Raw genomic sequence first — 23,622 nt, 5'->3', positions numbered from 1 at the left:
TTGCCCTCGATGCATGGAAGGCGCTTGCGCCGAGCCAAACAATTCCATAAAATTGGAAATATAGAAACAATTACCTTCCGCAAGCCGTCATGACATCCTGCATTGCCCTGGATTCGCCCCTTCCCGCCATCAAGCCGGCGTTTCTCGATACCGCCATCGCGGCGAAACTCGGCATGCCGGGCGCCGCACCACCGCGCATTCTGATGCTCTACGGCTCGCTGCGCGAGCGCTCTTATTCGCGATTGCTGATCGAAGAGGCGGCGCGCCTGCTGCAACGCATGGGTGCGGAAGTTCGCATCTTCGACCCGCGCGGCCTGCCCATGCCCGACGAAGTCCAGGCTGACGCGCATCCCAAGGTGAAGGAACTCCGTGACCTGTCCCTCTGGTCGGAAGGCCACGTTTGGTGCAGCCCCGAGCGGCACGGCACGATCTCCGCCGTCATCAAGAACCAGATCGATCATTTGCCGCTATCGATGGGCGGCATTCGTCCCACGCAAGGCCGGACACTGGCCGTCATGCAAGTCAGCGGCGGCTCGCAATCGTTCAATTCGGTCAATCAGCTCCGCCAGCTCGGACGATGGATGCGCATGTTCACCATCCCCAACCAGTCGTCGGTCGCGAAGGCGTTCGAGGAATTCGACGAGGCTGGCCGGATGAAGCCGTCCGCGTATTACGACCGCGTCGTCGATGTGATGGAAGAGCTGGTGAAGTTCACCCTCCTGCTGCGCGGCAGGAGTGACTATCTGGTCGACCGTTACAGCGAGCGCGTCGAGGCGCAAACACCGCTCGACGTGTCGACGGATCTGTCGGCGATCGCGATCGGCGCACGCGCGACGCCGCCCTCGGAAGAAGGAAAATGATGCAACGGATCAGCACTTCCGGGGCGACGACGGCTCGCACAGCCCCGGTACGCCCTGGCAGCAATTCTCGGTCAGAAACGCAATGAGCGCGTTCATCCTGTCGATGGACGCCGAATAGAAGACAAATCGGCCCTCCTGACGAGAGGCAATGAGACCGGCGTTGGCCAGCTCCTTCAGGTGAAACGAAAGCGTGGCGTTGGCCAGGCCCAGCGCCTCGGCAATGTGACCGACGCTGAGGCCGTCGGGGCCCGCGACGACAAGCAGCCGGAAGACGGCAAGACGGTGGCCCTGCGCCAGGGCGGCGAGGGCTTTGACGGCGTCGGAATCGTTCAAAGTGGCTTTTGGCAAGGATGGGACGGTGTTTTCAATCGCGAGGCAGCGACACGCCCATGGGTCGTGAAAGGCCTCGTTAAATTTCGATATTTCTGGAATTCTAGTCAAATATGAGTCAAGCGGATACCACCAAACGCAACGTGCTGTTCCTGTGCACGCACAATTCGGCCCGCTCCATCCTGGCCGAGGCCATTCTCAATGAGATCGGCAGCGAACGCTTCGTCGCGTTCAGTGCGGGCAGCCAGCCGTCCGGCAAGCCCAATCCGTATGCCCTCGAGCTGCTGGCTTCGCGCGGCATCGACACGTCGGGCTTGCAAAGCAAGTCCTGGGACGTGTTCGCGCAACCCGGCGCCCCGGTCATCGATTTCATCTTCACGGTGTGCGACAACGCCGCGGGTGAAGCCTGTCCGTTCTGGCCGGGTCATCCGGCCAAGGCGCATTGGGGCGTGCCCGACCCGTCGCAAGCGACGGGTTCGCCCGACGACATTCGCAAGGCATTCGTGCAGGCATACCTGCAACTGCGCACGCGAATCGAGTTCCTGGTGGACTTGCCGCTGGATAAGCTCGACCCGGCTGCCGCTCATGGCGAACTGCAGCAAATGGGCGATGCGCTTCGCGCCAAGGGGCAGTGATGTCAGGATTGCAGCCTTCTCAAGCCCCCGAGGGCGCGCGCCCCGCAGCGATGGGCACGTTCGAGCGATACCTGTCGTTATGGGTCGCGCTGTGCATGGTCGTGGGCGTTGGGATCGGTCATGTCGCGCCGACCCTCGTGGTTCGGCTATCGCACCTGGAAGTCGCGCACGTGAACATCGTGGTCGCCGTGTTGATCTGGGCCATGATCGTGCCGATGCTGCTCAAGATCGATTTCGGCTCGCTCGGCCGGGTTGCCGAACATTGGCGCGGCGTGGCAGTCACGGTGGCCGTAAACTGGCTCGTCAAGCCGTTCTCGATGGCGCTGCTCGCGTGGCTGTTCATCCGCCACCTTTTCGCCACCTGGCTGCCGGCGGATCAGTTGGACAGCTACACCGCCGGGCTCATTCTGCTTGCCGCGGCGCCTTGCACGGCCATGGTTTTCGTCTGGTCGCAACTCTGCAAGGGCGACGCGTACTTCACCCTCTCGCAGGTGGCCCTGAACGACGCCATCATGGTGGTCGCCTTCGCCCCCATCGTGGCATTGCTGCTCGGCGTGTCGGCAATCACCGTGCCATGGGAGACACTGATCGTTTCGGTCATCGTGTACATCCTGATTCCGGTCGCCATTGCGCAAGCCCTCCGGCGAGGGCTTCTGCGCCGCGGCCAGCGGGCGTTCGACACAGCGGTATCGACTGTCGCGCCGTACTCGATGAGCGCCCTGCTCGCGACGCTCGTCCTGCTTTTTGCCTTTCAGGGAGAAGTCCTGCTCGCCGAACCGCGTGTCATCGCACTGCTGGCCGTGCCGATCGTCGTACAGGTCCTGCTCAACGCCGGACTGGCCTATCTCGCGAACCGCAAGCTTGGCGTCGCTCACTGCGTGGCGGGGCCGTCGTGCCTGATCGCGGCGAGCAACTTCTTCGAGCTGGCAGTGGCCACCGCCATCGGCATCTTCGGCTTGCGCTCCGGCGCGGCCCTCGCGACGGTCGTCGGTGTGCTCGTCGAGGTGCCGCTCATGCTGCTCGTCGTGCGCATCGTGAACAGCACGAAGGGGTGGTACGAGGCGACATCGCAGCGCACGCGCTGACGCAGTCGCTCATGGTTGCGTGCACGGGCGGAGGGCCTGCGATCCCCCACGCCGCAGCACCCGGTCCCGGGGCGGCGCTCATCGACGCGTCGAGGGCAAAAGCGGCGCCACGAACCGGGTGGCGACGTCCAGATTGACGCGGGCGAGCGCCCGGAAAGCTTCGGGAATCGCCACCGGCGACTCGCTGCGGTGCACACGCCCCCAGAAGTCCTCCGCAGCCCGAAACGCGCGCTCCCACACGACCGGGCGCGCGCCGATCGTGCCCACGCCTGGCGTGACCGGCAGCAGATCCGGATCGACGTCGCCGCCCAGCGGAGCGTATCGCATCGGCAGCATGTCGTATGCGGGCGCGACGCGTGTAAAGCGCCCGCTTGCGTCCAGGAGCAACGAAATGTTCTCGAAATGGCGGTCACCGTTACCGATCAGTTCGCTGAACGCGGCCATGACGTGAATCTTCGCCGCCTCGCGCTCCGACAAAACGCCCGCCTGTTCGCAACGTGTCGCGAATTGCGACCAGGTATCGCGCCGTCCGAAGCGCTCGTCGTCAATGGCGCCCGCGGACAGCATGCCGATGCGGCCGTAACGGCCCACGCGATCGAAACGCTGTACCTCGAGAAAGACGTAGCGCTCCGACATGAGGACCGTCGTGGATGCGGCCGGCACGTCGGCAAGCGACAACGATTGCTGCGCGATGTGCTCCAGCAGCAGCAGGTCGGCCATGCGTCCACCGCGCTTCGCGAACTTGACGATCACGTGCCCCACGTCCTGCGTGAAGCTCAGGAACTTCGGCTGCTCACCACCGGCGCTGGACCCATACGACGCATCCTTCAACTGGTTCGCCATGCTCTCGTAATAGGCAAGCTTCTCGTCACGCGGCACGGGCGGCAATTCGCGAAACTCCATTTCCCGCTGCAGCGACGCGTCACCATAGACGAGATTGCCGGGCAAGTTCAGCCCCCGCGAGAACAGATACGCGATACGGTGCTCGTCGCTCCAGTCGCGCAAACTCTCCGGAAATTGCTTGTCCATGGCCACTGAGCGGGCCACCTGACGTCCCAGGAAGCCCGACGGCGACGCGAAATGCATGTAAGGCGGCAATCCGTCATAGAGGACATTGCCCCGGTCCGACAGCTCCAGTGTTGCGCCGCCCCCGAGAAACTCGATCCCCGCGAACGGCCCGATGGCCCCGGCTTCGTTGATCTGGTACACCGATTGACGCGGACCCAGCCCTCCCGGCAACTGCCGCAGCAGTCCGTATTTGGGCGTACGCTCACCTGCCACCCGAAAGTTGGTGAATAGTTCAGGTGCGCTTCGAACCAGGCGAGAAAGCGTTGGTTGGCTGATGGCGAGGACTGACGTGATTTCCGCCGCCGTCCTTATTCCATGGGACAAGAGGCGGCGCAGTTCGTCGACTCGCGGCAAAGGATCCGGCATGACTGCCCTCCCGGCGCATTGACCATTGAATAGTTTGTGAATAGTTCAAGAATAGCACAAACGATCCACCGCCTTGTCGCGTCGCGCCAACGCATTGCCCACGACGCCAATCAGGCGGCCGCGGCCGACCCGGCGGGCGACTGCCTCGGCGACCCATGCTCGTGCAACACCGGAATTCGGTAAACTATCGGTCTTTCCGGGCCGCTTCACCGCCCGCAGCAAATTCAGCCCCCATGTCGAAAACGCCCCTGACACCGCCCGCACCGAACACCCACGAGATCCGCCCTGGACAGTCCGTCGAGTTGCTCAAGGAACTGCACATCCTGACTCGCGACGGCAAGATGAACCAGGACAGCCGTCGCAAGCTCAAGCAGGTCTATCATCTGTTCCAGTTCATCGAGCCGCTGCTTCAGGAAGTCAAGAACGACCGCGGTCGCGTCACGCTCGCCGATCACGGCGCCGGCAAGTCTTATCTGGGCTTCATTCTTTACGACCTCTTCTTCAAGGCGCTCGCCGACGACTCGCATATCTACGGCATCGAAACGCGCGAGGAACTGGTCAGGACGTCGCAGGCACTGGCGCAGCGCCTCGGCTTTCCAGGGATGTCGTTCCTGAACCTGTCGGTGGCGGATTCGATCACGTCGCCCGAGCTGCCGGCGACGATCGATGTCGTCACCGCGCTGCACGCCTGCAACACCGCGACCGACGACGCCATTCGTTTCGCGCTGGCCAAGCAGGCGCGCCACATCGTGCTGGTGCCGTGTTGCCAGGCCGAAGTCGCCGGCGTATTGCGCAAGCACAAAGGCAAGCAGTTGGCAGGCAATCCGCTGACCGAAATCTGGCGGCATCCGCTGCATACGCGCGAATTCGGCAGCCAGGTCACGAATGTGCTGCGCTGCCTCCAACTGGAGGCGCATGGCTACCAAGTGAGCGTGACCGAGTTGGTGGGCTGGGAACACTCGATGAAGAACGAACTGATCGTCGCGCAGTACAAGGATCTGCCGCGCCGCCGCCCGGCGGAGCGACTCGAACACGTGCTCGAATCGCTGGGGCTCGAAGAACTCCGTGAACGGTTCTCGACGGCGCCTGTCGATGCCTGATTCAAGTCGGGTTCAAGGCTGACGCAAACCGGCTTCCCCCTGGTTCACACCGGCTTCGCGCGCGAATCGAGCTTGAATCAGGCCAGAAAGCCAGGCTGACGCTTCGGGTGGGCATCCGCGAACGCTGGCAGCGCGAAGCAGCGCTCGGACAGCGCGGCCACACGCCCAAACGCGCTTACGTCGATACCGTAGAGATCGGCGATGACGACCTGCCCGGCAATGCAGATGTCTGCAAGCGTCGGCGTATCGCCCATCACAAATGGCGACGCCGGTCGTTGCCCGAGCATACGCTCGTACGTGGCGAGACCCTCCTCGCCCCAATGGCGGCACCACGCCTCGATTGACTCCTTGTCCGCCCCAAACGCCTGCGCCAGATGCTTGCGCACTCGCGGCACGACCAGCGGATGCGAGTCGGCGGCGCTAACCGAAGCCAGCGCGCGAACATGAGCCCGATCCTTCGCATCGCCAGGCACCAGGCGGGGCTCGGGGTACAACTCGTCCAGATACTCGATGATCGCCAGCGACTGGAACACTCGATGCCCATCGTGAACCAGCGTCGGCACCATATGCCCGGCATTCACCTCGGCGTACGCCGCATCGAACTGCCGTCCCGCCAGCAAGTCCACGCCGATTTCTTCGTACGGCAAACGTTTGAGTGCCAGCGCCACGCGAACGCGAAACGCCGCGTTCGAACGCCAGAATCCATAGAGTTGAAGCGCCATTTGAACTGTCCTTATTCAATGTCCGGAGGGAAGGAAACCGGCGACACCCGAGCGCACGCCCGAGTGCACGCCCACCATACGATTGCATTTGCAATTCATCGCCGTCGATCATGCCATGCGCCAATTGCAATTGCAACGCACTCGTTCCCCCTCCGCTTCCGCGTTGCCTTGCGCATTTCCCGCCGCCCCGCCCGCAAGGTGACAAATCGGCGCGCTTCAGACAGAATTTCCCCGGCTGCCGACCGCCCCGAAAGTTCGGCGTGTCAACTCCGGGTTGCACCGACCCAATCAGCTAAAGGCTCAAGACATGTCCCATCCTGTCTTTCTCGAGAGTCCGCCGTGGCCACGCATGCCTGAGGGTCGCAAGGGGGAACTGAAGCCATACTTCGCCGCTGGCGGTCCGTCGCTGGAAGCGAATGCCTGCCTGCCCCTCTTCTGGCGTACGCTGTTCAGTGTTGAAGACGTTCATTTCGCGCATGTCATCGACGACTTCGACCCTGAAGACGAAGCCATCGAACTGGAGGAGTTCCTGGAAAGCGTGCCCCCGGACGAAAGGGATGCGACATATCCCTATCTGGTGACGACCAAGGCGCTGGCACTCGAGCGCACCGCCCGGCGGCGCGAGGCCCTTGTCGCGTTGCTGGGCGAACGTTATCGCCTCATTCATGACGCCTTCGTCGAGTACATCCGCACGGCGTATGGGCCTTTCGTTCTGGTGCGCACGAGCGGGCTGCCGGACGTCATGGACGCCACCGGTTGGTTGACGGATCAACTGGAGCGCATGGGCGCACTGGAGCATGGCACGCCGATCGATGCCGGTCTCGCGCGAGACGTCGAAGAGGCGCGCCGCGCGTCCGATGGCAACGCGGTCTGGCTCACCACGGGCGTGGGCGATCCGCGCGCCGAGGTCAACCCGTGGCCGAGCCCCCGGCTCGTGGAAGCCTTCCCTGCCTGTGCGCCCCGCCCTCGCGGCACAGCGAGGGGATCCACCGACGCCCCCAAAGCCGGGGGCAAATACACCTACCGCGACCAGACCTCGCTGGACAAGACGCTCGAGTGGCTGGCAATCCTCCTGTTCGGCGTCTCCGCCGCAGCCACCTGGGTGCTCACGCACTCGCTCTGGAAAGCCGTGCTCGCGACCGTGCTGATCACCGCCGTGATGGTCTGGTTGATGCTGCGCGTGCGGCGTGTCGGGTAAGGCATCCGTCCGCTCCGATCATGCCGTCGAGGCTGATGAGCCTTTGCAGGCGCGCGGCGCTTTCCCCCTCACAGCGCCACGACCTCCAGAATCGCGTCGGCGAAAGCTTTCGGCGCCTCCTGCGGGAGGTTGTGGCCCACGCCGCCGCCAATGTTGCGATGTTGGTACTTCCCGGTGAATTGCTTCGCGTAAGCGGCCGGCGCGGGATGCGGCGCCCCGTTGGCGTCACCCTCCATCGTAATGGTCGGCACGGCAATCTTCGGCGCCGCCGCCAGACGCTGCTCGAGCGCATCGAAGCGCGGCTCGCCCTGCGCCAGCCCGAGACGCCAGCGATAGTTGTGGATCACGATGGCCACGTGGTCGGGATTGTGGAACGCGGCCGCCGAGCGTGCGTAAGTGGCATCGTCGAACTGCCACTTCGGCGACGCCAGTTGCCAGATGAGCTTGTTGAACGCATCGGTGTTCGCCGCATAACCTTGCGCGCCACGCGCCGTGGCGAAGTAGAACTGATACCACCACTGAAATTCGGCCTGCGGCGGCAACGGTGCGCGGTTGGCCGCCTGGCTGCCGATGAGATACCCGCTCACCGAGACTAGCGCCTTCACCCGCTCCGGCCAGATCGCGGCCACGATATTGGCGGTGCGCGCTCCCCAGTCGTAGCCGCCGAGAATCGCCTGATCGATCTTCAGGGCGTCCATGAGGGCAATGACGTCGGCCGCCACCACGGCCTGCTGACCGTTGCGCGGCGTCGCCGCCGACAGCAACCGGGTCGAGCCATAGCCGCGCAGGTACGGCACGATCACACGGTAACCTGCCGCGACCAGCAACGGTGCCACGTCGACATAGCTGTGAATGTCATACGGCCAGCCGTGCAGCAGGATCACGACCTTGCCGTCTTCCGGTCCCGCTTGCGCATATCCGACGCTCAGGTCTCCCGCTTCGACCTGGCGCATCGCCTCGAACGAGGCATGCCCTCCGGCCGAGCTCGAGACGGATGCCCGCGCAAGCGATGAAAAGCCGAGTTCCGCGAGCGTGGCGCCCGCCAGCGTGGTGCCCAACAGACGTCGACGGCGAAGATTGATCGATTCCGACATGATGGTTGTTGTCCTCAGTAAGTGATGGTCCGGCGCGTGCCGGAAAAGCGAAGCCAACACGCCCTGGGGCCAGCCGTTTCGATGCCTGCCGGGCGCGTAGTCAGAGTTATATCCGCGCGCCCGCCGCCGTTTGTGTCCGAATGTATCCGTTCGAAGCATCGACACAAACGGATTCAAAATTCCCTCGTGATAGCATTCCGGCTTTCCGCTCGCTACGGCATCCTTCGCTGTCCAATGCACCTGACCGCCCACAAACGACGCCTGTTCGCATGGCTTGGCCTCGTCGCCATGTGCCTGGCAATCGGCATGCCGGTCGTGAGTCAGGTAATGGCGGCGCATCGCGCTGAGCAGGCGCGATGGCTGGACGTCGCGCTGTGCCGCGTGGACGGGCCCTTGAGCTCGAAGTCGGCATCGCGCGCATCGGCCATGCATGACAGCCACGAGGCGTCGATGCCCCACGCCTCGCACGACAGCGCCGGGGACGTTTGTGGCTATTGCTCGCTGCTCGCGAATCACCCGCCGCTCACGATGGCGTCGCTCACGGGCGCCGTTGCCTTCGCCTGGGTTGCCCGCGCCGGCCCCGTCGGCGACACGCTCGCGCCCTCCCCCCGCCTCGCCTTCGCGCCGCCAGCACGCGCGCCGCCCGCCCTTTCCTGATCTCGCGCTCAGTCCGACGCCCCGCCCACGGCGGTGGTGGCGTCGCTCTTCATTTGCGCCTGCCGTGCACGTCGACGTCTGGACACGACGTCACGCGAGGACGGCATGCGCATGCCGCGGCACTCGCATCGCGCAGCCCGCGGCGACACGAGAGGGAATCGTTGCCTCATGCATCCCCCAAATATCCCCTTTGCCCGTGCGCAACGGGCGCAACCGGGCACAGCCGCCGGACAATATCGCACCCTCTGGCGCTGGCACTTCTATGCGGGCCTCTTCGTCATGCCATGGCTCATGGTGCTGGCCCTCACCGGCACGCTGTATGTCTTTGCCCCGCAAATCGAACCGTGGCTCTATCACGACAGGATGATCGTCGAGGCGTCCGATTCGCCGCGAATCGCCGAGCAGACGCTGATGGAACACGCAGCGTCCGCGTTGCCCACCGGCGCTCGGATCAGCAGCGTCGAAGTCAACCGCGCCCCCGAACGCAGCGCCGAGTTCATCTTTCGCCTGCCCGACGGCGCGCGCCAAAGCGTCTACGTCAATCCCTATACGGGGACGGTGCTCGGCACACTGAGCGTCGAACACCGGCTGATGCAACAGGCGCGCAACCTGCATCGCTCGCTCATGCTGGGCAAACCCGGCGAGTGGCTCATGGAGCTGGCCGGCTGCTGGACGCTAGTGATGCTGGGCACCGGTCTCGCACTCTGGTGGCCGCGCGCCGGTGCGACGTGGGCGAATGCGTTGCGACCGCGCTGGCAACTGCGCGGCCGGGCCCTGCTGCGTAATCTGCACGGCGTGATGGGCCTCTGGCTGGCGGCCGGCGGGCTGGCGTTCGTGCTGACCGGGCTGCCGTGGACCGGCTTGTGGGGCGCCCAGTTCAAGGCACTCGCGACGCAAGCCGGGATGGGCTCGCCACCCGGCGCCTGGGGCAAGGCGCCTGTGCGCTCAACGGTGCCCGAAAAGCCGACGACGATGGACGACCTGCCCCTCGCCCAGATTCCGTGGGCCGTCGGCAATATGCCCGTGCCGCGGTCCGGCGCGCCGGACATGGTGGGTACGCCACATGGCGCGCCGACGCAGGCGACGCCTCCCGCGGCGGCCGCTCCCACGAACCATGCCGGGCACGACGGCATGGCCGACGCGACAGGCATGACGCCCGCGCGCTTGCGCGCGACGGGCGCGCTGTCCGTCGACGAGGTCATGGCCATCGCTGCGCGGCGCGGCGTTCAGAACGGCTACAGCCTCGTCGTGCCATCGACGGCGGACGGCGTGTACACCGTGTCGTACTTCCCGGCCGACCCGCGCGCCGAGCGCACCATGCACATCGACCAATACAGCGGCAAGGTACTTCGCGACATCGACTACAACGCTTACGGCGCCATCGCACAAGCGATCTCCTATGGCACCTCGCTCCACATGGGCAAGTACTTCGGCGCGGCGAATCAATGGCTCTGTGCAGCGATCTCGATGGGGTTGCTCGCGATGTCCGTGACCGGATTCGCGATGTGGTGGATGCGCCGCCCGGCCCGGACGCTGGGCGCGCCCGCTCGTGCGGCGTCGCGCCCGCCAATGCGCGCCTGGGTCGCCGGCATGGTCGCGCTCGGCGCCATCTTCCCGCTAATGGGCGCGACGATGGCACTCGTCTGGGCGGCCGATCGCATCGCGTTCCGGCGCCAGGTCGCGACCTGAAGGGATACCCGACGCCTTATCGCGTCACACGCGGGAGATCGGCGCGGGTCTTACGCCCACGTACGCCGCGCGCGGGCGAATCAAGCGGGTGCTTTCTCGTTGCTCGAGCGCATGGGCGATCCAGCCAATGGTGCGGCCCAGCGCGAACAGGCCGAACGCCGAGCCCACCGGCAGCCCGAGGTGACGCCGCACCGCCACCAGCGCGAAATCGAGCGACGGGCGCTGCCCGACCAACGTGTCGGCCGCTTCGATCATGGTCTGCCATGTCGGGTGCGACGGCAGCACCCGCGCAAGCATCGCGCTCGCGCGAACATCACCGGCTGGATAAAGGTGATGCCCGAAGCCAGGCAGCTTCTCACCACGCGCGAGCCGCTCTCGCAGGCGCGCGGCAACGTGCGTCTCGCCCACCTCATCCCACATCGCCTCGTTGCGCGCGGTGGTGCCGCCGTGACGCCCCCCGGTCAGCGCCGACAGACCGGCGACGACCGCCGCGCGCAGGCTGGCGCCCGTCGATGCCACGCAACGCGCCGTAAAGCTCGACGCGTTCAACTCGTGATCGGCACACAGCACCAGCGCCATGCGAATCAGATCCGCCCCCGACGCATCGCGAACGCCCCACGCGTGCGCGCATTGCTCGTGAACGGGGGCGTCGCTCGGCGTGGTGCCCAGCAGGCAGGCCGTCATCAACCTCAGCAGTTCGGCGCTTCCCCGCGCGACACGCGTCGCATCGCGCTGCCAGATGCCTGTGGCGGTATCGTCGCTCGCGGCCGTAAATGCCGGCAGCAACGCTGCTTCGGCACGTTGCCCGCGATATCGATCGAGCAGCAAGGCGGGCCAATCGTCCGGGCCGCATTCGCGGTCCTCGCGCGCGGCGAACGCCGTTGCCTCGTCGCATTGCCACAACCACGCCGCCGTGGCTTCGACCGAGGTCGACTCCGCCATCGTCAGGGCATCACGCCCCCGGTAGTAGCATCGTCCGTCCTCGATCAGCGTGATCGAGGACTCGAGCACCGGCATCCCCCAGTCCAACGCCGCCTTGGCGACCTCCCTGGGCTTGCGACCACGGGTGCGTTGCGCCGCCAGACGCTCGACATCGGCGACGCGATAGCGGCGCTCGCGGTGCGTTTTACCGGGCTCGGCGTGAAGCAATCCACGGCTTACGTAGGCATAAAGCGTCTGGAGGGACACGCCAAGACGCTCGGCGGCCTGTGCGGCGGTGAAGTAGTTCATGTGGCGTGGCGGACGTTCCGGGAAGTCCAGGTGAAAGCAACAGATTGATTAATCTAATCAATATTGACAATAAAATCCATCGGCATAAGCTTCCATTCGCCGGCAGTCCTGTATCGCGACGCGTTGCGATGCCCCCCATCGAATTCATCGAGGATTCCCCATGTCTCTCGCCGTTTCCGGTCGCGCCATTGCCCTTGCCGACGACACCGGCTTCGTCAAACCCTATCTGAACGAAATGCGATGCGCGCTCGACGCTTCGAGCACCGCGACGCCACCCGAACTGATGCTAAGCGGCCACGGTGCACTTCCCTGCGTATTTCCCTATACCGATTTCGCCACTGCGGCGATCGCCAACGCAACCCTTGCCGTCGCCGGTCTGTCCGCCGGCCCGGCGGCGGATTTCGGACTCGATGGCGCGTCCTCGCTGCCGGCGGTCAATGTGGACCGGCGCCTGGCGTCGTTCTGGTTCCAGACATCGTTGCGCGCCCAAGGCTGGTCGTCTCCCCCGATCTGGGATCCGATCGCGGGCGACTATCGCACGTCCGACGGCTGGATTCGCCTGCATACCAACGCCCCGCATCATCGTGCCGCAGCGCTGAAAGTGCTCGGCGTGCCGGCCGAGCGAGAGGCCGTGACGCGAAAGGTCGCGAGCTGGCAGGCCGACGCGCTCGAAACGGCCGTCATCGTCGAAGGCGGATGCGCAGCGGCGATGCGCTCGATGACGCAATGGGACGCGCATCCGCAAGGCATGGCGGTTGCCGGCGAACCCCTGCTCCACTGGGAAACGTTCGATGCCGGCGTTCAGGCGCGCGGCCGCGACTGGCAGCCGATGCGCGAACGACCGCTGAGCGGCATTCGCGTGCTCGATCTCACGCGCATTCTCGCGGGACCGACGGCAACGCGGTTTCTGGCAGGCTTCGGCGCGCAGGTACTGCGCATCGATCCCCCCGGATGGGACGAACCCGGCACGGTGCCGGAAGTCGTGCTGGGCAAGCGTTGCGCGCGGCTCGATCTGAAACACGACGATGGCCGCACAGTGCTCGAGGCGCTGCTGCGCGAGGCCGATGTCCTCGTACACGGCTATCGGCCGGATGCGCTCGAGCGTCTCGGGCTCGGCAAGGCGCGACGCCGCGAACTCAATCCCGGACTCATCGACGTCTCGCTCGACGCCTATGGCTGGAATGGCCCCTGGCAGGCGCGGCGGGGATTCGACAGCCTGGTACAGATGAGCGCGGGAATCGCCGACGCCGGCATGCATGCGGGAGGTACCGGGCGGCCAGTGCCGCTGCCCGGCCAGGGTATCGACTACGCAACCGGTTATCTGATGGCCGCGGCGGCCATCCACGCGTTGAAGCGCCGTCAGACCCAGCGCCAGGGCGCCACCGTGCGCGCCTCGCTCGCCAGAACGGCACGACTGCTCGTCGCCCACCGTACGCCGCCCGCCGCGCCTTCACCGCTTGCCCCGGAAACGGCGCACGACCTGTCGGCGCGGATCGAGGATACGTCGTGGGGACCGGTACGTCGCGTGGCCACGCCCATGTCGATCGAGGGCACCGCCGTCGACTGGGCCCTGCCAGCCCTTGCACTGGGAACGGCCACGCCGCGATGGGCGTAAGCGGCCGGGGCCCCGGACCGGGGGCCCGGCCGTCGCCCCGGGCATGGCTTCACACGTCGAAAATGCCGCTCAATCGAGTGCATGCCGCCGCGCCTGACGAGCGGCATGCAATTGACGTTCAGCCTGGCTCAGCAACGCCGACACGTTCGTCGGCATACCGAGCGCCCGACCTTCGGCGTCGAACGCCACCGGATCGGCCATCGCAATACCAAAGCTGGCCGACAATGGCAGCGCATCGCCGTCAGGCAAGGTGAGCGTGGTCGCCTCGATACGCCCGCGCAACAATTCCGCGAACTGTCGTGCCCGGGATTCGTCGAGCACCCGCGCGAGAATGACGAAAGCGTCAGCCCCGAGCCGTGCAACGACATCTCCGGGCTGACATGTGTTCAGGCACACGGCACCGACACGGCGCAGGACGTCGTCGCCAAGCGCATGGCCGTATGTCGCGTTGAGATTCGTGAAGTGGTCGATGTCGAACTTGATCAGTGCCACGCGCCCCGGCGAGTTCGTCGCGCACAGCGCCTGCGCCTGACGCTCGAACGCCCGCCAGTTCATCAAATGCGTCAGTGGATCGGTGTCCGCGCTCATTTCCAGTTCGCCCAGCAGACGGGCCCGCTCGCGGCGCAGTTGCGCCAACTCGACGGCGTTCAGGCGCAGCACCCTCAGCGCATCGAACACCGCACGCACCTGAGGACGACACTTCGGCAGGCGTTCGTCGCGCACCGCGACGTCGAGATTGCCCTGGGCCAGCGCGTCCACGAATCGCGCCGCGGCCTCGAAAGGCTGGACCACGCTGCGGCGGAAATTGCGCAACACGAGAGCGATCACCAGTACCAGCGCGGCTTCGGCAAGCGCCGTGTAAATCACCCGTCGCAATGCGGATGAATACTGCGCGTCGACCTTACCGCGGGCGATCGACAGCATGTTGTCGCGAAAATCGGTGATGGCACGCATCATCGGCACGTAAGTGTGCGCGAATTCGGCCGTCGTCGGCGCCTTCGGGTGCGGCTGGCCGGCCAGCGCTCGCACGGCGGCGACGTAACGCAGACCGGCCCCAAAATACTGGGTGTTCAGCGCATCGAGCGTCTGGGGGCCAAGCACTGCCGCGTCCGTCATGCGCGACGCGATCATGTCGCGCAGTTGCTCGATCCTGCCGAGCGTCCGTTCGATGGCACGTTGATCGGTATCGCTGAGAGACTGCCCCGTCGTGAGTGTGGCGGTGAAATGAGAACCGAGCTGCCCGGCGTACTCGCGCAGATCGGCCGCCAGCCGCGCGAGCACGAGGAAGTGAAGCGCCTCGGGCGCCCCGCGCGAGACCACGTTGATGCGCGACGAGGCCACTGGCGTGAAGTCGGCGATGACCCGGACCATGCGATCGACCGCGTCACGCACGGCGGCGTCGCTGCGCATCTCGCGCGGACGCTGCGCCAGCAAGTCCACGTTGGCGCTGGCGGCGGCGAGGTCAAGCCTGGCCCGCTCGACAGCGCGCAGGCTGGGACCGCACTGTTCGCAGCGGCTGGCCGAGAGCGCCGAGAGCAAGGCCTGCAAGCGTGCGTTGGTCACTTCGCGGGCGCCGCGCAGCGCGGCGACGGATTCGTTGGGAAGCGGAAGATCGGCACCGAGTACCGCGTTGGCCGGGCCACGCTCGGCGGAAGCCTTCTCCATGGCGAGCAATGTGGCTTGCAGCGCATCGAGGGCCGCCCGGGCATCGCCGGCTCGCTGAAACGCACCCCATGCCATCGCAAACAGGCCGATACAGAGGATGGCGACGACAGAGACAACGGCAAGGTTCTGGAGTCGCAGGCGGCCGGTGAGCGAAGCAGCGGAAAGTAACGTGCGTTTCATTGACGACGACACCGTCGGCCACACGGTACGGATTCCCACGGGGACCGCATCGGACGATCCCGCGCGGCAGCGATCTGCGCCCATGCCCGGCACACGGCAATGACGCTTTGACGTCGCAGACACGCCGGTGGAAGGCGAACGCGACGATGCGTAATTGTCGCACAACGATCTGCCGCCGCCCGCGTGGCTCCCTAAAGTTACAGGTCGATCGCGAGCTCCGTTCCCTGCTTGATCGCACGTTTGGCGTCGAGCTCCGCCGCCACGTCCGCGCCACCAATGACGTGCACGCGCGCTCCCGCGGAACGAAGGCCATCCGCCAATTCGCGCAGCGGCTCCTGGCCCGCGCACAAAACTACGTTATCAACGGGCAGCACGTGCGAGGTGCCGTCGATGGTGACATGCAGTCCTTCGTCGTCGATGCGGCGATAGGTCACGCCTGGAATCATTTCGACGCCCCGATGCTTGAGCGACGTGCGATGAATCCATCCGGTGGTCTTGCCCAACGCGTCGCCAACCTTGGATGTCTTGCGCTGCATCAGGTAAACCTTGCGTGGCGACGCCTCCGGCATGGGCGCCCGTAGGCCACCCGCGTGGGCATACGCCGGATCGATTCCCCACTCCGCGTAGAACTTTTCGGGCACCAGGGTGGCGCTCTCGCCGGCTTGCGTGAGGAATTCCGCCACGTCGAAGCCGATGCCCCCGGCGCCGATCACGGCGACGGTCTTGCCCACGGCCGCGCCGCCACGCAGGACATCGATATAGCTGAGCACCTTCGAATGGTCGATGCCGTCGATGGCCGGCGTGCGCGGCACGACGCCCGTGGCCAGCACGATGTCGTCGTAGCCGCCGTCGAGCAGCGATGCGACGCTGGCGCGCGTGTTGAGGTGGAGTTTGACGCCGGCGGCGTCGAGCTCATGGCGGAAGTAGCGCAATGTTTCGTGAAACTCTTCCTTGCCCGGAATGCGCTTGGCCATGTTGAACTGGCCACCGATCTCCGAGTCTGCCTCGATCAGGGTGACGTCGTGCCCGCGGCGCGCCGCCACGGTCGCGGCGGCCAGACCGGCAGGCCCGGCACCGATCACGGCGATCCGGCGTACGCGCGGGGCGGGCTCGATGCGCAGCATCGTTTCGTGGCAGGCGCGCGGATTGACCAGACACGACGTGATTTTGCCGCCGAATGTGTGATCGAGGCATGCCTGATTGCAGCCGATACAGGTGTTGATCGTCTGCGCGCGACCCGCCGCGGCCTTGTTCACGAACTCGGGATCGGCGAGTAGCGGCCGAGCCATCGACACCATGTCGGCCTGCCCCTCGGAAAGCAGGCGCTCGGCCACCTCCGGCGTGTTGATACGATTGGTCGTGATGAGCGGAATGCCGACGTGCCCCTTGAGCTTGCCGGTGACCCAGGCAAACGCCGCGCGTGGAACGCTCGTCGCGATTGTCGGAATGCGGGCTTCGTGCCATCCGATGCCGGTATTGATCAGCGTTGCACCGGCGGCTTCGATCGCGCGCGCCAGTTGCGCCACTTCGTCGAAAGTCGAGCCACCCTCGACCAGATCCAGCATCGACAGCCGGTAGATGATGATGAACTCGCGGCCCACCTTCTCCCGCACCCGTCGCACGATCTCCACCGGGAAACGCATGCGGTTCTCGTAACTGCCGCCCCAGGCGTCGGTGCGATGGTTGGTGCGCGCCGCGATGAATTCGTTGATGAGATACCCCTCGGAGCCCATGATCTCCACGCCGTCGTAACCGGCTTGCTGCGCGAGCGCGGCGCAGTTCACGAAGTCATCGATGGTCGACTCGATTTCCTGCGCCGAAAGCTCGCGAGGTTTGGCCGGCGTAATCGGCGCCTGGAGCGCGCTCGGCGCCACGAGATCGGGATGGTAGGCGTAGCGCCCGAAATGCAGGATCTGCATGGCGATCTTGCCACCGGCCGCGTGTACCGCGTCGGTCACGACCCGATGCCTGGCAGCCTCCTCCTCCGTACTGAGCTTGGCGCCGCCCGCATATGGGCGCCCGGCGTCGTTCGGTGCAATACCCCCCGTCACCATCAATGCCACGCCGCCGCGCGCCCGCTCGGCATAGAACTCGGCCATCCGGGCGAAGCCGTCGCGCGCTTCTTCCAGTCCGACGTGCATCGAACCCATCAATACCCGGTTTCGCAACGTCGTGAAACCCAGGTCCAGGGGCTGCATCAGGTGGGGATATCCGCTCATCGCTGTCTCTCTCGTCGTCCGGCGAACGCCGTGGGTTTCGGGGGCAGATGCCGGCAAGCATGGGGCACATCGATATCGCGGCTCGATGGTATGCAACCGGTTGCATAGTTGGATGCCGATTCTATGCGGCCATTTTCAACTATGCAACGGGTTGCATAGTTAGTAGCGAGTCTCTACACTGCCGCACATGCCGCTCGCCCATGCCCTGATGACCTCGTTGCTGGAGAAGTCCTCCTCGGGGTATGACCTCGCTCGCCGATTCGACAAGTCGATCGGATTCTTCTGGCACGCCACCCACCAGCAGATCTACCGCGAGCTGGCGCGCATGGAGGGGGCAGGATGGATCGATTCGATGGCCGCGCCGGACGGCGGGCGCACGCGCAAGCGGGTATACCGGGTGCTCGACGCCGGGCGCGACGAACTCCTTGCCTGGGCCGCCACCGACACCGCGCCATCGGATCTGCGCGACGACCTCATGGTCCTATTGCGCGCGGATGCCGTCGTCGGACCGCTCGGCCTGCAACCCGAACTGCAACGTCGTGCAGCCGTTCATGCCCAGAAGCTGGCGGCCTACCGGGCCATCGAAGCCCGCGACTTCCCCCCCGGGCGAGCGCCGACCCGCGAGGCGGCGCTGCAGCGGCACATCCTCCGCCTGGGCATACGATACGAACAAGGTTGGCTCGACTGGACGCAGGAAGCGCTGGCGCTGCTGGTCGCGTGGGACGGCGCCGCCGTCGAAAGCACCTCGTCCGCTCCCTGACGGCCGCCGGCCGACCTGGCACGGGCACGTTGCCCAAGCCACAGCGCACTTTCGGAGGCCAGCCCCGTTGCCGCCGACTCGCGGATCGACGCAATTTCGTCCCATTTTCCTGTCAACGAACCGGCGCCATGGCGCGTTTAACGTGAGAATCGGCGTGTCGCTTACCGGCGCGCGTCTCCGTTTTTCGCCCCACCCTAGGCATTCATGGTGTTTTCCTCCAAGCGCTTCACGCTTTCCCGGCTGACCGGCCGCGCTCGCAAACTCGGAGCGCTCTGCGCCCTCGCCGCCGGCTCCCTTCCGCTTCTGCCCGCCCACGCCGGGACGGTCATCGTGCTCGACTCCGGCGCCGCCCAGTTGTCGCTCATCGACCAGGCCTCGCACAGGGTCGTCGGCACGATGCCCACGGGCAAAGAGCCGCATCACCTGATGATCACGCCCGACAAGCGCTCGCTGATCATCGCGAACTCGGTTTCGAACAGCCTGATGTTCCTCGACCCGAATACCGGCAAGCTGCAGCGGCAGGTCGCGGACATCGACGACCCTTACCAGCTGGGTTTTTCGCCCGATCGGAAGTGGTTCGTGACGGCCGCGCTGCGTCTGGACCGGGTCGACGTCTATCGCTACGACGGCGAGAACGTGTCCGTCGTCAAGCGCATTCCGCTGGCCAAGACACCCAGCCACATGACTTTTACGTCCGACAGCAAAACGGTGTTCGTCACGCTGCAGGACTCGGGCGAACTGGCGGCCATCGATCTGGCCACCCAGACGGTGAAATGGCGCATGCCGGTCGGCAAGACGCCCGCCGGTCTGTGGATGACGCCCGGCGACAAGTACTTGCTCGTGGGCATGACCGGCGAAGACGACGTGGCCGTGGTCGACTGGCGTGCCCAAAAGGTCATCAAGCGGATCCAGACCGGGCGCGGCGCGCACAACTTCCGCTCGCTGTCCGACGGGCGTCACATCGCCGTGAGCAACCGCGTCGAGAGCACCATCAGCATCCTCGATTACGAATCGCTCACCAAGGTCGCCGACATCACCGGCCTGATGCCGGGCCCCGACGATATGGAATTGTCCGCGGACAAGCGGTATCTTTGGGTGACGTTCCGGTTCGCACGCCATGTCGGCGTGATCGACCTGACGACGCGCCAGCTGGTCGACCGCATTGCCGTGAACCGGTCGCCGCACGGCATCTTTTTCGCCGAGCGCGCGCCCGTCCTCTCGCCGAATCCGGACTGACGAGACTGCCAGATGATTCAGGAAGCGATCAATTTCGTCGATAACGGCATTTCCGCCGCCCAGACGCTCGTCTATGTGGACGTGGTGCAGCCGCTGCTGTTCCACTTCAACCTGATGGGTTACGACGACGATATCTACGACGCCCTGTATTGGGTGCTGATCGGGGTGTTGCAGATCGGACTGACCTACGTGCTGCTGCGCCCGCTCGAGATGCTACGCCCCGTCGAGCGCTGGCAGGACCGCCGCCAGGTGCGCGCCGACGTGATCTACACGTGGATTGCGAAGCTCGGCATCCTGAATCTGCTCTTCTTCATGGTGCTCCGGCCCGCATTCGACGCGCTCCAAAGCCTGATGGTCATGCACGGTCTGGCCAGTATCGACCTCGACAGCCTCTATCCCGGGGTGACCGACCAGCCGCTCGTCTCGTTCCTGATGTACCTGACGGTGCTGGACTTCGCGGGCTATTGGTATCACCGTTGGCAGCATCGATTCGGCGTATGGTGGGAATTGCACGCGGTGCATCACAGCCAGCAGCAGATGTCGTTGTGGTCCGACGATCGCAATCATTTCCTCGACGACATCCTGCAAGCCGCCTTCTTCGCCGCGATCGCCCTGTTCATCGGCGTGCAACCGGGGCAGTATGTCGTGCTCGTCGCGGTCGGCAACTTTCTGCAGAGCGTGCAGCATGTCAACGCCCGGCTGCCGTACGGCCCGGTGCTCGAGCGCCTGATCGTGAGCCCGACGTTCCACCGTCGCCATCACGCTATCGGCTACGGACACGAAGGCACCCGCTACGGCTGCAACTTCGGCGTGCTGTTCCCCTGGTGGGACATGCTGTTTCGCACGGCATCCTGGGAACGCAAGGTCGAGCCGACCGGCATTCGCGACCAGCTGCCCGCGCCGCAGGGCCGCTCGCGTCGATACGGCACGGGCGTGATCGCCCAGCAACTGCGCGCCTTCGGCCGCATCGCCAAACGCCTTGCGCCACGGCGCACGGCGGGTCGTCCCGCTGTCTGAGACCGGCATTCCATCGATACATCGGCACTTCGGTAACGCGTTGCGGCAGACCCTCGACGCGTTGCCGCCCGACGCGCGAACAGGGCCGGGGCGGAGCGAATCGGCCCCGTCGAACAGGCGGACAGGGCCACGCGTCCCACGCCCCCGACGAGCGCCGTGATCCGAAGCACGTTCGCGCGCGTTCGCCAACGCGGCGTCAGCGCCCCGGCCCCATGAATTCTCCTGAAACACAGTGCGCCACCGGCTTGTCGACGCCGGGGCGCACTGGACTCTGACGCATCCCCGACGCGTTCTGCTGGTATTCTTCTGCGCTTGGCATGACTGCCCGGCATCGCCGGACTTCCGCGAATATGGTGCAACTGCAATCTCACGCCGGCGATGCCCTCGCCGGTCCTATCGCGTGGTACGTCTATGTGCTGCGTGCGTTTCTCGCGCTGATCGTTCTGGGGGCATGCGCCTGGGGCGCCATGGCGCTCGCCTATCGTTGTCCCGGCCCGGCGCCGGCGCGCTACCTCGTGATCGCCCTGTGGGCGTCCCTCGGCGTGGCCGCCGTGGTGACATTGCTGCGCGTGCGCGCGGGGGTGCCGCTCAAGGGATGGCCCCTCGCGTTTCTTGTCGCGACGATCCTGCTTATCGGATGGTGGCAGACGATTCGGCCATCCAACGATCGCGATTGGGCCGCCGACGTCGCCCAGTTGCTCGATCCGCAGCAGGACGGCTCGCACGTGACCCTGCACAATGTGCGCAACTTCGCCTGGCGTACCGAGACCGACTTCACTCCCCGCTGGGAGACGCGCACGTACGATCTCGACAAACTCGACAGCGCCGATCTCGTACTCTCCTACTGGATGGGCCCCGCCATCGCGCACACGCTGGTGTCGTTCGGCTTCTCTGACGGCCAGCGCGTGGTGTTCTCCATCGAGATCCGCAAGAAGCAGGGGCAGAAGTTCTCCGCGGTCGGAGGCTTTTTCAAGGACTTCGAAGCGACGCTGGTCGCCGCCGATGAGCGCGACATCCTGCGCGTGCGCAGCAACGTCCGCGGCGAGACCGTCTATCTGTACCGCCTGAACATTCCACCCAGACAATTGCGCGAGGTCTTTCTCGGCTACCTCGAGCGCGCACGCGATCTTCGCCGACACGCGAAGTGGTACAACACGCTCACCAGCAACTGCACAACCATCGTGTTCGAACTGGCTCGCATCATCGCGCCGGGCCTCCCACTGGACTACCGCCTGCTCCTCTCGGGCTACTTCGCCGAGTACGCCTACGACCAGGGCGGCCTCACGCCGGGCTTCACTTATTCACAACTGGCCGAACGCGGCAATTTCGTCGCCCGCGCGCTGGCCGCCGGTGACGCGGCCGACTTTTCGGCTCGGATCCGCGAGGGCGTACCGGGCGACGACCCGAAGGTGACGCCATGACGTCGCACCGTCTGGCGGGACCTGCCCGCTTCCCCGGCGGCGCGCTCTGGCGACGCATCGCCCTATTGAGTGCAGCCGTCTGGCTCACGGGAATTTCCGGCTGCGCAATGGTGGAAGTCCGCTCGCTGGGACCGGAGCAGTACATCGCCATGAAGCGAGGCGACATTCTCTCCACCGGTAAGCTCAGCACCTCGACGGATGAAACGATCCGCGTCGCGGGTCTGGACGATACGGTCTGTGCCAGATCGTCGCTCGACTGCATCGACGCGCTGGGTCGCGCGAAGGAAATCGACATCGACCGGCGCCTGGCGGCGATGGCCGAAATGTCGATGCAACTCGCCATTGCGCAAACGCCGACGGGCGACAAGCCCTGGAACGACGCTCAGTTCGATCTCTGGCTGCGCTCCGCACGCTACGCCTACGCGTATCTCTTCTACAGCGACAGGCCGTCGAGCGAGCGGGCTTTCGAGGATCGGCAGACACAGGTTCGGGACTACTACAACTACGCCGTGCAGTCCTTCGCCGTGGCGCTGTTCCGCCGCGCCAAGACGACCGGCAACGGCACCATTTCGGGGTGGACCCTGCCGGTCGATGCCAGCAGCGTGAACTTCGACGGCCGGCGCATCGACCCGAGAGAGGTCCTGCCGGCTTCCACGCTGTCGTTCGCCGGACTACGCAGCCCGTATCGCCGTGACGGCTTCGGCGCCGAGCTCGTCGCGGTACTCGACGACAAATCGGCAGCCGAAGCCCTGTGGTCGTCGACGACCCGCACGCCGGCGCCGCGCGGCGACGCCTCGACCGGCCCCGACAACGACAACGTCTACTCGACGCGCGAAGACGACCGCGCCCGGGGGGCGCGCAACGCCCGCGAGCGAGAGGCATCGCGCGACTTCCGGCGCGCCATCGACCCGAAGGCCGGGCAGGTCTACAGCGAAATGCCGTCGCCGTCGCTCACGCTGCTGCTGCGCTTCGACGGCACAACGCTCGAGGACGTACTCACCACGCACATCGCCACACTGGTCGTCTATGACCCATATCGCGAATCGTCCGTCGAGATCAACCATCAGACCGTGCCTCTGGCGGGCAATTTCACGGCTGGGTACGGTCTCTGGCTGGCCCGCTCGGGCTTCGCGGAACAGTCGCTGCGCACACTGTTCGGGCGCGACCGCGGCATTGTTCGCCCGCATATCTACCTGATGCAGCCCTTCGACCCCGGGCGCCGCGTGATTCTCATGCTGCACGGACTGGCAAGCAGTCCCGAGGCATGGGTGAACCTGGCCAACGAGATCCAGGGCGACGCCACATTGCGGGAACATTTCCAGATCTGGCAGGTGTACTACCCGACGAATTCGCCGATTCTCGTGAATGCGATGGCGATTCGCAACGCCTTCGAGACCACGCTCAGGCACTTCGATCCGGACGGAGTGTCCGCGGCGTCGCACGACGCCGTCATCATCGGGCACAGCATGGGCGGT

Annotated in this window: 20 protein-coding genes; 13 read left to right on the top strand and 7 right to left on the bottom strand. The window is 65.5% G+C overall.

Going from position 1 to position 23,622, the window contains the following annotated elements:
• Positions 1–89: 89 nt before the first annotated feature.
• Complete coding sequence (gene arsH / locus W930_RS0105550) at positions 90–860, top strand: arsenical resistance protein ArsH (RefSeq protein ID WP_023596059.1); 771 nt, start codon at positions 90–92, stop codon at positions 858–860.
• Between the two features lie 9 nt (positions 861–869).
• Here the strand turns inward: arsH and W930_RS0105545 are convergent, their stop codons facing one another.
• The gene (locus W930_RS0105545; RefSeq protein ID WP_023596060.1) at positions 870–1,193 is read right to left on the bottom strand and encodes a helix-turn-helix transcriptional regulator; all 324 of its coding nucleotides are present in this window, start codon (positions 1,191–1,193) and stop codon (positions 870–872) included.
• Between the two features lie 110 nt (positions 1,194–1,303).
• Here W930_RS0105545 and W930_RS0105540 point away from each other — a divergent pair, with 110 nt between their 5' ends.
• Together W930_RS0105540 and arsB are read left to right on the top strand one after the other, a co-directional pair.
• On the top strand, positions 1,304–1,825 hold the full coding sequence (locus tag W930_RS0105540) for an arsenate reductase ArsC (RefSeq protein ID WP_023596061.1): 522 nt from the start codon (positions 1,304–1,306) through the stop codon (positions 1,823–1,825).
• Positions 1,825–2,910, top strand: coding sequence for an ACR3 family arsenite efflux transporter (arsB, locus tag W930_RS0105535; protein ID WP_023596062.1), 1,086 nt, complete (start codon positions 1,825–1,827; stop codon positions 2,908–2,910). The genes W930_RS0105540 and arsB overlap by 1 nt, the downstream gene beginning before the upstream one ends.
• 78 nt (positions 2,911–2,988) lie before the next feature.
• Here the strand turns inward: arsB and W930_RS26205 are convergent, their stop codons facing one another.
• On the bottom strand, positions 2,989–4,191 hold the full coding sequence (locus tag W930_RS26205; RefSeq protein WP_063599313.1) for a HipA domain-containing protein: 1,203 nt from the start codon (positions 4,189–4,191) through the stop codon (positions 2,989–2,991).
• Positions 4,192–4,577: 386 nt separating this feature from the next.
• On the opposite strand from W930_RS26205, the gene W930_RS0105525 reads away from it, so the two are divergent.
• Entirely contained in the window at positions 4,578–5,444 is an 867-nt protein-coding gene (locus tag W930_RS0105525; protein WP_023874281.1) for an SAM-dependent methyltransferase, read from the top strand.
• 77 nt (positions 5,445–5,521) lie between these two features.
• Here W930_RS0105525 and maiA read toward each other — a convergent pair whose 3' ends face one another.
• Positions 5,522–6,166: a maleylacetoacetate isomerase gene (maiA, locus tag W930_RS0105520; protein WP_023596065.1), complete on the bottom strand. Its 645-nt coding sequence runs from the start codon at positions 6,164–6,166 to the stop codon at positions 5,522–5,524.
• Between the two features lie 307 nt (positions 6,167–6,473).
• Here maiA and W930_RS0105515 point away from each other — a divergent pair, with 307 nt between their 5' ends.
• Positions 6,474–7,364 carry a hypothetical protein gene (locus W930_RS0105515; protein WP_141571576.1) on the top strand — a complete coding sequence of 297 codons (891 nt, stop codon included), beginning with the start codon at positions 6,474–6,476 and terminating at the stop codon, positions 7,362–7,364.
• Positions 7,365–7,432: 68 nt separating this feature from the next.
• Here W930_RS0105515 and W930_RS0105510 read toward each other — a convergent pair whose 3' ends face one another.
• Positions 7,433–8,458 carry an alpha/beta hydrolase gene (locus tag W930_RS0105510; RefSeq protein ID WP_023874279.1) on the bottom strand — a complete coding sequence of 342 codons (1,026 nt, stop codon included), beginning with the start codon at positions 8,456–8,458 and terminating at the stop codon, positions 7,433–7,435.
• A gap of 234 nt (positions 8,459–8,692) precedes the next feature.
• On the opposite strand from W930_RS0105510, the gene W930_RS26200 reads away from it, so the two are divergent.
• Positions 8,693–9,115 carry a DUF2946 domain-containing protein gene (locus W930_RS26200; RefSeq protein WP_024788897.1) on the top strand — a complete coding sequence of 141 codons (423 nt, stop codon included), beginning with the start codon at positions 8,693–8,695 and terminating at the stop codon, positions 9,113–9,115.
• A 168-nt stretch (positions 9,116–9,283) separates the two neighbouring features.
• Positions 9,284–10,804, top strand: a complete 1,521-nt coding sequence (locus W930_RS26195) for a PepSY domain-containing protein (RefSeq protein WP_023874275.1) — start codon at positions 9,284–9,286, stop codon at positions 10,802–10,804.
• A 24-nt stretch (positions 10,805–10,828) separates the two neighbouring features.
• Here W930_RS26195 and W930_RS0105495 read toward each other — a convergent pair whose 3' ends face one another.
• Positions 10,829–12,034: a citrate synthase family protein gene (locus W930_RS0105495; RefSeq protein WP_023874274.1), complete on the bottom strand. Its 1,206-nt coding sequence runs from the start codon at positions 12,032–12,034 to the stop codon at positions 10,829–10,831.
• 235 nt (positions 12,035–12,269) lie between these two features.
• Between W930_RS0105495 and W930_RS26190 the strand changes: the two genes are divergently transcribed.
• Positions 12,270–13,649, top strand: a complete 1,380-nt coding sequence (locus W930_RS26190) for a CoA transferase (protein WP_051399359.1) — start codon at positions 12,270–12,272, stop codon at positions 13,647–13,649.
• A gap of 69 nt (positions 13,650–13,718) precedes the next feature.
• Here the strand turns inward: W930_RS26190 and W930_RS0105485 are convergent, their stop codons facing one another.
• Entirely contained in the window at positions 13,719–15,494 is a 1,776-nt protein-coding gene (locus W930_RS0105485) for a diguanylate cyclase (RefSeq protein WP_023596072.1), read from the bottom strand.
• Between the two features lie 197 nt (positions 15,495–15,691).
• Positions 15,692–17,713, bottom strand: a complete 2,022-nt coding sequence (locus tag W930_RS0105480; protein WP_023874270.1) for an NADPH-dependent 2,4-dienoyl-CoA reductase — start codon at positions 17,711–17,713, stop codon at positions 15,692–15,694.
• 187 nt (positions 17,714–17,900) lie between these two features.
• On the opposite strand from W930_RS0105480, the gene W930_RS0105475 reads away from it, so the two are divergent.
• The 5 genes from W930_RS0105475 to W930_RS0105455 all read left to right on the top strand — a co-directional run.
• Entirely contained in the window at positions 17,901–18,473 is a 573-nt protein-coding gene (locus tag W930_RS0105475; protein WP_023874268.1) for a PadR family transcriptional regulator, read from the top strand.
• A gap of 204 nt (positions 18,474–18,677) precedes the next feature.
• A complete protein-coding gene (locus W930_RS0105470; protein ID WP_023874266.1) occupies positions 18,678–19,709 on the top strand; it encodes a beta-propeller fold lactonase family protein in 1,032 nt (343 codons plus the stop codon).
• 12 nt (positions 19,710–19,721) lie between these two features.
• Complete coding sequence (locus W930_RS0105465) at positions 19,722–20,726, top strand: sterol desaturase family protein (RefSeq protein WP_023596076.1); 1,005 nt, start codon at positions 19,722–19,724, stop codon at positions 20,724–20,726.
• 467 nt (positions 20,727–21,193) lie between these two features.
• Positions 21,194–22,147, top strand: coding sequence for a DUF4105 domain-containing protein (locus tag W930_RS0105460; RefSeq protein ID WP_174554935.1), 954 nt, complete (start codon positions 21,194–21,196; stop codon positions 22,145–22,147).
• Positions 22,144–23,622 (top strand): triacylglycerol lipase (locus tag W930_RS0105455; protein WP_051610631.1); only part of this gene is annotated, 1,479 nt, incomplete at its 3' end. The genes W930_RS0105460 and W930_RS0105455, both read left to right, overlap by 4 nt.

It is taken from the genome of Pandoraea sp. E26, from assembly GCF_000681415.1.
Classification (GTDB): Bacteria; Pseudomonadota; Gammaproteobacteria; order Burkholderiales; family Burkholderiaceae; genus Pandoraea; species Pandoraea pnomenusa.
This window is presented reverse-complemented; position numbering and strand designations above follow the sequence as displayed.

Excerpts from the sequence above, each read along its gene's own strand:
- W930_RS0105540 (WP_023596061.1), top strand. The coding sequence starts at position 1,304 with ATGAGTCAAGCGGATACCACCAAACGCAACGTGCTGTTCCTGTGCACG.
- W930_RS26190 (WP_051399359.1), top strand. The coding sequence starts at position 12,270 with ATGCGATGCGCGCTCGACGCTTCGAGCACCGCGACGCCACCCGAACTG.
- W930_RS0105460 (WP_174554935.1), top strand. The coding sequence starts at position 21,194 with ATGGCGCTCGCCTATCGTTGTCCCGGCCCGGCGCCGGCGCGCTACCTC.
- W930_RS0105525 (WP_023874281.1), top strand. The coding sequence starts at position 4,578 with ATGTCGAAAACGCCCCTGACACCGCCCGCACCGAACACCCACGAGATC.
- W930_RS0105485 (WP_023596072.1), bottom strand. The coding sequence starts at position 15,494 with ATGAAACGCACGTTACTTTCCGCTGCTTCGCTCACCGGCCGCCTGCGA.
- W930_RS0105465 (WP_023596076.1), top strand. The coding sequence starts at position 19,722 with ATGATTCAGGAAGCGATCAATTTCGTCGATAACGGCATTTCCGCCGCC.
- W930_RS0105515 (WP_141571576.1), top strand. The coding sequence starts at position 6,474 with ATGTCCCATCCTGTCTTTCTCGAGAGTCCGCCGTGGCCACGCATGCCT.
- W930_RS0105470 (WP_023874266.1), top strand. The coding sequence starts at position 18,678 with ATGGTGTTTTCCTCCAAGCGCTTCACGCTTTCCCGGCTGACCGGCCGC.
- arsH (WP_023596059.1), top strand. The coding sequence starts at position 90 with ATGACATCCTGCATTGCCCTGGATTCGCCCCTTCCCGCCATCAAGCCG.
- arsB (WP_023596062.1), top strand. The coding sequence starts at position 1,825 with ATGTCAGGATTGCAGCCTTCTCAAGCCCCCGAGGGCGCGCGCCCCGCA.
- W930_RS0105510 (WP_023874279.1), bottom strand. The coding sequence starts at position 8,458 with ATGTCGGAATCGATCAATCTTCGCCGTCGACGTCTGTTGGGCACCACG.
- W930_RS0105495 (WP_023874274.1), bottom strand. The coding sequence starts at position 12,034 with ATGAACTACTTCACCGCCGCACAGGCCGCCGAGCGTCTTGGCGTGTCC.
- maiA (WP_023596065.1), bottom strand. The coding sequence starts at position 6,166 with ATGGCGCTTCAACTCTATGGATTCTGGCGTTCGAACGCGGCGTTTCGC.
- W930_RS26195 (WP_023874275.1), top strand. The coding sequence starts at position 9,284 with ATGCATCCCCCAAATATCCCCTTTGCCCGTGCGCAACGGGCGCAACCG.
- W930_RS0105480 (WP_023874270.1), bottom strand. The coding sequence starts at position 17,713 with ATGAGCGGATATCCCCACCTGATGCAGCCCCTGGACCTGGGTTTCACG.
- W930_RS0105475 (WP_023874268.1), top strand. The coding sequence starts at position 17,901 with ATGCCGCTCGCCCATGCCCTGATGACCTCGTTGCTGGAGAAGTCCTCC.
- W930_RS26200 (WP_024788897.1), top strand. The coding sequence starts at position 8,693 with ATGCACCTGACCGCCCACAAACGACGCCTGTTCGCATGGCTTGGCCTC.